The 7,503-nt window shown below is 74.2% G+C and carries 6 protein-coding genes; 4 read left to right on the top strand and 2 right to left on the bottom strand.

Going from position 1 to position 7,503, the window contains the following annotated elements:
- Positions 1–132: 132 nt before the first annotated feature.
- Entirely contained in the window at positions 133–930 is a 798-nt protein-coding gene (locus tag ACWCO3_RS28455; protein ID WP_145779644.1) for a site-2 protease family protein, read from the bottom strand.
- Complete coding sequence (locus ACWCO3_RS28450; RefSeq protein WP_088988327.1) at positions 930–1,130, bottom strand: hypothetical protein; 201 nt, start codon at positions 1,128–1,130, stop codon at positions 930–932. The genes ACWCO3_RS28455 and ACWCO3_RS28450 overlap by 1 nt, the downstream gene beginning before the upstream one ends.
- Before the next feature lie 143 nt (positions 1,131–1,273).
- On the opposite strand from ACWCO3_RS28450, the gene ACWCO3_RS28445 reads away from it, so the two are divergent.
- The 4 genes from ACWCO3_RS28445 to ACWCO3_RS28430 all read left to right on the top strand — a co-directional run bounded on the left by ACWCO3_RS28445 (position 1,274) and on the right by ACWCO3_RS28430 (position 7,419).
- Positions 1,274–3,118 (top strand): protein kinase domain-containing protein, encoded by a 1,845-nt coding sequence (locus tag ACWCO3_RS28445; RefSeq protein WP_450012959.1) that lies wholly within the window; start codon positions 1,274–1,276, stop codon positions 3,116–3,118.
- Positions 3,119–3,387: 269 nt separating this feature from the next.
- Positions 3,388–5,301, top strand: coding sequence for a bifunctional adenosylcobinamide kinase/adenosylcobinamide-phosphate guanylyltransferase (locus tag ACWCO3_RS28440; RefSeq protein WP_450012957.1), 1,914 nt, complete (start codon positions 3,388–3,390; stop codon positions 5,299–5,301).
- Positions 5,291–6,064, top strand: coding sequence for an adenosylcobinamide-GDP ribazoletransferase (locus ACWCO3_RS28435; RefSeq protein ID WP_450012955.1), 774 nt, complete (start codon positions 5,291–5,293; stop codon positions 6,062–6,064). The genes ACWCO3_RS28440 and ACWCO3_RS28435 overlap by 11 nt, the downstream gene beginning before the upstream one ends.
- Before the next feature lie 65 nt (positions 6,065–6,129).
- Complete coding sequence (locus ACWCO3_RS28430) at positions 6,130–7,419, top strand: DUF2314 domain-containing protein (protein ID WP_357935725.1); 1,290 nt, start codon at positions 6,130–6,132, stop codon at positions 7,417–7,419.
- The last annotated feature ends 84 nt before the right edge of the window (positions 7,420–7,503 follow it).

Genomic DNA, 7,503 nt, shown 5'->3' with positions numbered 1-7,503 from the left:
GGTCGACGTCCACCCTGTCGTTCCGTAGACGGACCGATCGTCGAAACGCCCGTTGGCCTGACCCCGGTACAGGTAGAGCACGCCGCTGCAACCGGGTCAGCTCAGCTCCGACCCGGACCGGGTCAGCTCAACTCAGCTCTGCCAGAAACGGATCAGGTCGAGGCCGGTGGCGTAGAGCCACGACGGCAGACCGAGCAGGTCACCGACCGCGAAGACCGCGTCGAAGAACCAGCCGCCGATACGCGGGTTCCACAGCAGCGCGAAGAGCAGGATGAAGCCGTACGGGGCGAACAGGTCGTACATCTTGCGCCACTGCGGGTTGAGCCACGGCTGGATCATGTTGCCGCCGTCCAGGCCGGGCACCGGCAGCAGGTTGAGCACGCTGGCGGTGAGCTGGAGGAAGGCGAGCAGCGCCACCCCGGCCCAGAACTCCACCGGGCCGCCCGACTGGGTGCCGAGTCGTACCGCCGCCACCAGCACCAGCATGAACAGCACGTTGGTCGCCGGGCCGGCGAGGCTGACCAGGGTGTGCCGCAGTCGACCCGGGATGGAGTGCCGGTCCACCCAGACCGCGCCGCCGGGCAGACCGATGCCGCCGAGCAGCAGCACCACCACCGGCAGCACGATCGACAGCAGCGGGTGGGTGTACTTCAACGGGTTGAGCGTCAGGTAGCCCCGGTGGGCGATGTCCCGGTCGCCGGCCCGATACGCCACCACCGCGTGGGCGTACTCGTGCAGGCACAGCGACACCAGCCAGCCGGACACCACGAAGAGGAACACGTTGAACCGGACGTTGCCGTAACCGTTCCAGGCCAGCACCCCGCTGACCGCGAAGAGGGCGACCAGGCCGAGGAAGATCGGGCTGGGCCGGAACGCCGCCTTGGGCACGCCGAGGACCAGCCCGTCGGCGCCCGGCCGGTCGTAGGCCATCACTCGGCCGTGGGCAGCAGGCTCATCCGGTATTCCACCCGGTCGTCCTCGACGAGCGCGACCGAGGTGACGCCGGACGTCGCGAGTTCCCGCCAGGTCTGACCGATCCAGGATTCGGCGTCGGCCTGGCTGCCGAACGACTCCGCCGGTCCCTCGACCGTCTGACCGTCCGTGCCCTCGTACCGCCAGCTCCACGCCATGCCGCGTCTCCCCTCGCCGCTGAAGTCCCCGTGGGACGAACCCCCGCCAGCGTAGTCGGCCCGGCGCGCAACGGCCCCTCGCTGCCCCCGGCAGGACCCGCAGGTGGATCAATTCGATCGAGGCCGACCGGTACGGTGGCCCGGTGTTGACTCGGGGAGTGCTGCTCGGCGACCGGTACCGGCTGGGCGAGCGGGTGGCGACGGGCGGGATGGGCGCGGTCTGGCGCGGCACTGACGTGCTGCTGGAACGCGAGGTGGCGGTGAAGGTGCTGCTGCCGTCGCTGGTCGCCGATCAGGAGTTCACCGCCCGGTTCCGGGCCGAGGCCCGGATGCTGGCCGCGTTGCGGCACCCCGGCGTGGTTCCGGTGCACGACGTGGGGCAGGCCATGCTCGCCGACGGCAGCCGGGTCGACTACCTGGTGATGGAGTACGTCGAGGGCGAGCCGTTGTCCGCCCGGGTACGCGCGGCGGGGCGGCTGGACCCCGCCACCACCATGTCGGTGCTGGCCCAGGCCGCGGACGCGCTGCACACCGCCCACCTCGCCGGCATCGTGCACCGGGACGTGAAGCCGGGCAACCTCCTGGTGAAGGCCGACGGCACTGTGGTGCTCGTCGACTTCGGCATCGCCCGGTCCCGGGACATGGCCGGGCTGACCGCCGCGAACATGGTGCTCGGCACCGCCTCGTACATGTCGCCCGAGCAGGCCACCGGGCAGCCCGTCTCGGCCGCCACCGACGTCTACGCGCTCGGCGCGGTGGCGTACTTCTGTCTTGCCGGGCAACCGCCCTTCCACGGCGACAACCCGCTCGCTGTGGCGCTGCGGCACGCCCAGGAGGAGCCTCCCCCACTGCCGCCGGACACCCCACCGGCGGTCGCCGCCGTGGTGGCTCGCGCGCTGGGCAAGCGCCCCGAGGACCGGTTCGGCAGCGCCGCCGAGCTGGCGGCGGCCGCCGCCGACGCCCGCGACTCGACACTGGCGAGCATCCCGGTCTCGGCCCGCCCACCGTGGGCGATCGCCGCTCCCACCCCGGGTGTCCCGGCCGCCGCCTCGCCTGCCATCCCGGCCCTCGCGCCGCCGGCCGGCCCGGCCCCCGCCACTCCCGCCGGCCTGGCTTCCGCACCGCCGGCCGGCCTGGTTTCCGCGCTGCCGGTCGGGGCGACGCCGCCCGCCGGGTCGGTGTCGGCGGAGCCCTCCGCTCTACGCCGACCGGCGAACGTCGCGGTCGAAGCGACGACCGAGCCGAGGCCGACCCGGGAGGACGCGATCGGGATCGGGCCGGTGGGCCGACGCCGTCCACTGCTGGTCGGGACCGGTGCGGTCGTCCTCGTCGCGCTTGTCGTCGCGGTGGCCGTGGTGGCGCTCCGGCCCGAGGCGAAGCCGGGTTCCGCGGACCAGACACCCGCGCTGGCCGGCGAGTCGGCGGCGGTCAGCGACGCACCGCTGCCGCCCGGGGACGCGACCACCACCGGGCCCCGACCCAGCGGTACGCCGGGCGCCACCCGCACCACGACGGCCGACCCGACCGGATCCCCGGCCGACGCGACGAGCAGCGCCGGGCCGGGCCGGACCGCCGGCGCACCGGGCAGCACGCCGACCGGCACGACCAGCAGCCGACCGACGCCCAGCCGCACCCCGTCCAGCCGGCCCAACCCGTACACGGCGGCGCAGGCGTGCGGCAGCGGCTACCAGGTCATCGACTCGGCGACACTGACCGGCACCGACGGGCAGCGCAAGGGCCGCGTCTTCCTGACGTACCACTCGGGCACCGGCACCAACTGCGTGGTCACCCTCAAGGACACCGCGGTCGGGACGAAGTCGGCGGCGTCCGCGTACCTGGAGGTGCAGGGGCGTGCCCGGAGCACCGACAGCGGGTCCTTCGACTACTACGCCGGACCGGTGAAGGCCAGTGCCGCCGGGACCTGCGTGAAGTGGGGCGGCGCCACCGGCGGGGTCACCTACGGCAGCGGCTTCGAACACTGCGACTGATCATCGCCGCCCGTGCCACCACGCTGGTGGTTCCCCCCGGTGCGCGACCTCGCGGGAGTTGGCACGGTAAATCTTGGACATTTTCCGTCACGCGCTAACGGTAAGTGTCCACGATTGCCAGCGGCGGTGGGTGAAGCGGCCCGGGGTCGCGCCGCGTCCGGGGCAGGAAAATGGACGCTTTCCCGCAATGGTTGCGGAACGGGCTTTTGATCTTCGGCAGGGTTGGGGCGACGTGCCCGGCCCCGAAGGATGAGAACTAAGGTACGGGCATGTCCGTACAGGGGTGGAACACGGTCCTGGTGCTCGGCGGTATCCGGTCTGGCAAGTCCGAGTTCGCCGAGTCCCTGGTCACCGACGCGCCGGTGGTCCGCTATGTCGCCACCGCGCCCGAGGGCGACCCGGAGGACACCGAGTGGGCGACCCGGTTGGCGGCGCACCGCGCCCGCCGGCCGGGCAGTTGGACCACCGAGGAGACCACCGAGGACCCACGCCGGTTGGCCGACGTGCTCGCGTCCGCGGAGCCCAACGAGACGCTGCTCGTCGACGACCTGGGCGGTTGGGTGACGGTGCTGCTCGACCCGGACCACCAGCCCGCCGACGACGTGGCGACGATCGCCGAACTGGCCGACGCGCTGCGCACCTGCTCGGCGCGGGTGGTGCTGGTGAGCCCCGAGGTGGGGCTGTCGCTGGTGCCGACCACCCCGCTGGGCCGGGCGTTCACCGACGCGCTGGGCGCCGCCAACCGCGCGGTCGCCGACGCCTGCGAGGCGGTGGTGCTGGTCGTCGCCGGCCAACCGGTCTGGCTGAAGCCCGTCGCCGCACCGACGGAACCGGCCGCACCCGCACCCGCACCCGCCACCGCACCGGTCGTGGCGACCCTGGCCGACGCCGAGGGCATCCCCGAGGTGCAGCTGCCCGACGTGTTGACCCACACGGCTCCGACCGTACCGAACCAGGAGCCCGGCAACCCCTGGGCCGCGCCCACCATGGCGCTGCCGATGGTGGCCACCGGGCTGGTCATCCAGCCGGGCATGGAGCTTCCGATGCCCGACGAGTACGCGGGCCCGCAGGCGGTGGACCGGCTGGCCACGCTGGACGTACCGGGTGCCGGGCTGGGCGTGCTGGACCGGGTGGTCGGGTTCGCCGCCGCCACCCAGGGCACCCCGACCCCACAGGCGTGGGGTTCGGTGCGGGTGTTGCTGCTGCACGGCGACCACGCCGGCGGAGGGTCGGCCGGTGCCGTCGCCGGTGAGTCGGCACGCCGGGCCGCGCAGGCCCGCGCCGGCCAGGGCGCGTTGGCGCGGTTGGCCGCCGAGAACGGCGCGAGCTTGCAGGTGGTGGACGTCCCCGCGTCCGCCGCGATGGAGGACGAGCCGGCGTTGACGCTCGACCAGGTCGAGTCCGCGCTGCGCTACGGCTGGCGGCTGGCCGAACAGGCGGCCGACGCCGGCGTACAACTGCTGGTCCTGGGGGCCTGTGGAGCCGGCACCGAGGCGGCGGCCGCGGCGGTGCTCGCGGCGACCGCCGGCGCGGAGCCGCCCACCGTGCTGGGCCGGGTGATCACCGACACCGGCGAGATCGACGACGCGGCGTGGATGGTCCGCTGCGCGGCCGTACGCGACGCCCTGCACCGCACCCGCCGCTCGTCGCGCGGCGCGAAGGACATCCTTGCCGAGCTGGGCGGCGGCGACGTGGCGGTGGCCACCGGCGTGCTGCTCGGCGCCACCGCCCGCCGGGTGCCGGTGCTGCTTGACGGACCGGTCGGCGTGGCCGCTGGCATGGTCAGCCGCGACCTGGCCGGGCAGGCGCGGCACTGGTGCCTGCTCGCCGACCACGGAGGGCACCCGGCGGTGCGGCTCGCCGCCGACGTGTTGGGTCTCACCCCGCTGCTCGACCTGCGGCTGGATCTCGGCGAGGGCGCGAACGCGCTGGTCGCGCTGCCGCTGCTGCGTTCGGTGCTGGCGTTGTCCGCCGCGCTGCCGGTCCACCCGTCGCTCGGCGGCGGCGAGGCGGCCCCGACCGGCGAGGCGGCCCCGAACATCGACGAGCCGAGCTACCTCGACGCGAGCAACACCGACCCGGACGGCACCGAGCCCGACTTCGCCGAGCCGGAACCGGCCGGGCCGGGCCCGGCCAGCACCGGGGCGGACGACCAGCCGGCGTCGGGCTGGCGTGCCGTCTGAGTCGCGGCTCCTCGCCGGGGCCCGGCTGGCGGTCACCACGTTCACCACGGTGCCGGTGCGGGCCGGACGGATCGACCGCCCGGTCGCCGGCACCGCGATGGCACTCGCACCGGCGGTCGGCGCGCTGCTCGGCGCGCTGCTGGCCGGAGTGCTGCTGTTGAGCGGCGCGTTCGCACCACCACTGGTGGCCGCCGGTGTGACGGTCGGCGCCGCCGCGCTGCTCACCCGAGGGCTGCACCTGGACGGGCTCGCCGACACCGTGGACGCGCTCGGCTCGTACCGGCGGGGCGCAGCCGCCCTGGAGATCATGAAGAAGCCGGACGTCGGCCCGTTCGGGGTGGTCGCCCTGGTGGTCGTACTCCTGGTGCAGGCGGCGGCGCTCGCCGACCTGGCCGGACGGTCCTGGCCGGCGTGCGTCGCGGCGGTGGTCACGGCGACCGCCGCCGGACGGTTCGGCGTCGCGGTGGCCTGCCGACGGGGCGTTCCGGCGGCCCGGCCGGACGGGCTCGGCGCGCTCGTGGCCGGCACCGTCGGCCCGGTCGCACTGGCCGTCGGCGCGGTCGCCGTCGCGCTGCTGGCGGTGCCCGCCGTGCCGGGCCGCCCGTGGCAGGGGCCGCTGGCCGTCGTCGCCGCGCTCGCCGTCGCGGCACTGCTGCTGACACACGTGGTACGCCGGCTCGGTGGGATCACCGGCGACGTCCTCGGCGCGACGGTCGAGGTGGTCACCACGCTGGTCTACCTGGGTCTGGTGCTGTCCGGCTGAACCGGGCACGACCGGCCGGGTAGCGTTCGGCTCGACAGCACCGGCACGGCCACCGGGGGAACCCCATGCTCATCACTGACGACTTCCTGCCCGTACCGGTGCCGGAGTCGCTCAGCGCGACCTACCTGGTGCCGATGACGGGGCTGCCGAAGGTCAGCGCGAAGACCGCGGTGGCGGCGCTGACCGGCCGACTGGCCGAGCCGGTGCACGGGTTGGCCCGGCAGATGCTCGACAGCCCGCTGATGAGCGTCGACACCCGGCCGATCAGCGAGTTCCCGGAGCTGCCGCCGGACCTGCTCACCGCGTTCGGCGCCACCGAGGAGCAGTTGGCCCGCCTGGCCGCGGCGACCCACCTGGTGGTCGTCCAGGCCGAGTACCGGCCGGGTTGGCCACCAGCGCACGAGTGGGCGGCCCGCGCGGTCGCGGCCGCCGTGGCGGAATCCCACGACGGCGACGTGGTGGACGTCTTCGGTCTGCAGTTCCTCGACCCGGCGACCGCGTTGCGCTCGCTCCCCGACGAGCAGGGCCGGATCCGGCTGGTCGACTGGGTGCTGGTGCCGTACTCGTCCGACACCGAGGGGTTGTGGTTCACCACCAAGGGCCTGCGGCGCTTCGGGTTGCTGGAGTTGCAGACCCAGGGGGTTCCGGACCACCTCACCCGCGCCTGGGGTGCGGTGATGACCGGGGCGGCCCGCCGACTGCTGCGGGACTGGACCGACGGGCTCACCGGCGAGGAGGTTCCGGCGTTCGTGCAGTTGCCGGTGCTCGCCACCGTCACCGGGCACGACATCGCTGTGGCGTACGGCAACCCGGAACAGCACGGCGCGACCGCACCGGTGCTGCTGCGCCTGGAGCTGGACCCGGCGACCGACCCGGAGGCCGACTCGTTCCTCAGCCTGCGCCCGCCGGCCGGTCACCCGGGCCCGGACGGGCGCTACTACGCGGCCGCCTGCGCGACCCTGTTCTCCGGGATCCAGCCGGACGTGCGTTACGCCCGGTCGGGTGACGCGATGAGTCAGGCGGTCGCCACCGCCCGTGCCGCGCTGGGTGACGCGCGCGCCCGGTTCGTCGCCGGACAGCTGCCCGCCGAGTCGCAGTTGGTGGTCAAGTACGGCCTGCCCGGCGATGACGGCCCGGAGTACGTATGGGCGGGCGTGACCTCCTGGGAGGCGCCGGAACGGATCGTCGGCGTGAGCGCCAGCGACGCCAACACCGACCAGAGCGTCCGCATCGGCGCCCCCGTGGTGGTGGAGGCGACCGACGTCGTCGACTGGGCGGTCCTGGACGCCACCGGCGTCATCCAGGGCGGCTGGACCCAAGCGGTCCTGGACTCCGGCGAACCCCCCACCCCCTGACCCGTTGCCCGGTGATCAAGAGGTTTACGTCAGAATTCCGTCCGAATCTGACGCAAAACTCTTGATCACCAGGGCAGGGGTGCT

It is taken from the genome of Micromonospora sp. NPDC002411 (assembly GCF_053592955.1).
This window is presented reverse-complemented; position numbering and strand designations above follow the sequence as displayed.

Coding starts and splice junctions, on each gene's coding strand:
- ACWCO3_RS28430 (WP_357935725.1), top strand. CDS start 6,130: ATGCTCATCACTGACGACTTCCTGCCCGTACCGGTGCCGGAGTCGCTC.
- ACWCO3_RS28440 (WP_450012957.1), top strand. CDS start 3,388: ATGTCCGTACAGGGGTGGAACACGGTCCTGGTGCTCGGCGGTATCCGG.
- ACWCO3_RS28455 (WP_145779644.1), bottom strand. CDS start 930: ATGGCCTACGACCGGCCGGGCGCCGACGGGCTGGTCCTCGGCGTGCCC.
- ACWCO3_RS28450 (WP_088988327.1), bottom strand. CDS start 1,130: ATGGCGTGGAGCTGGCGGTACGAGGGCACGGACGGTCAGACGGTCGAG.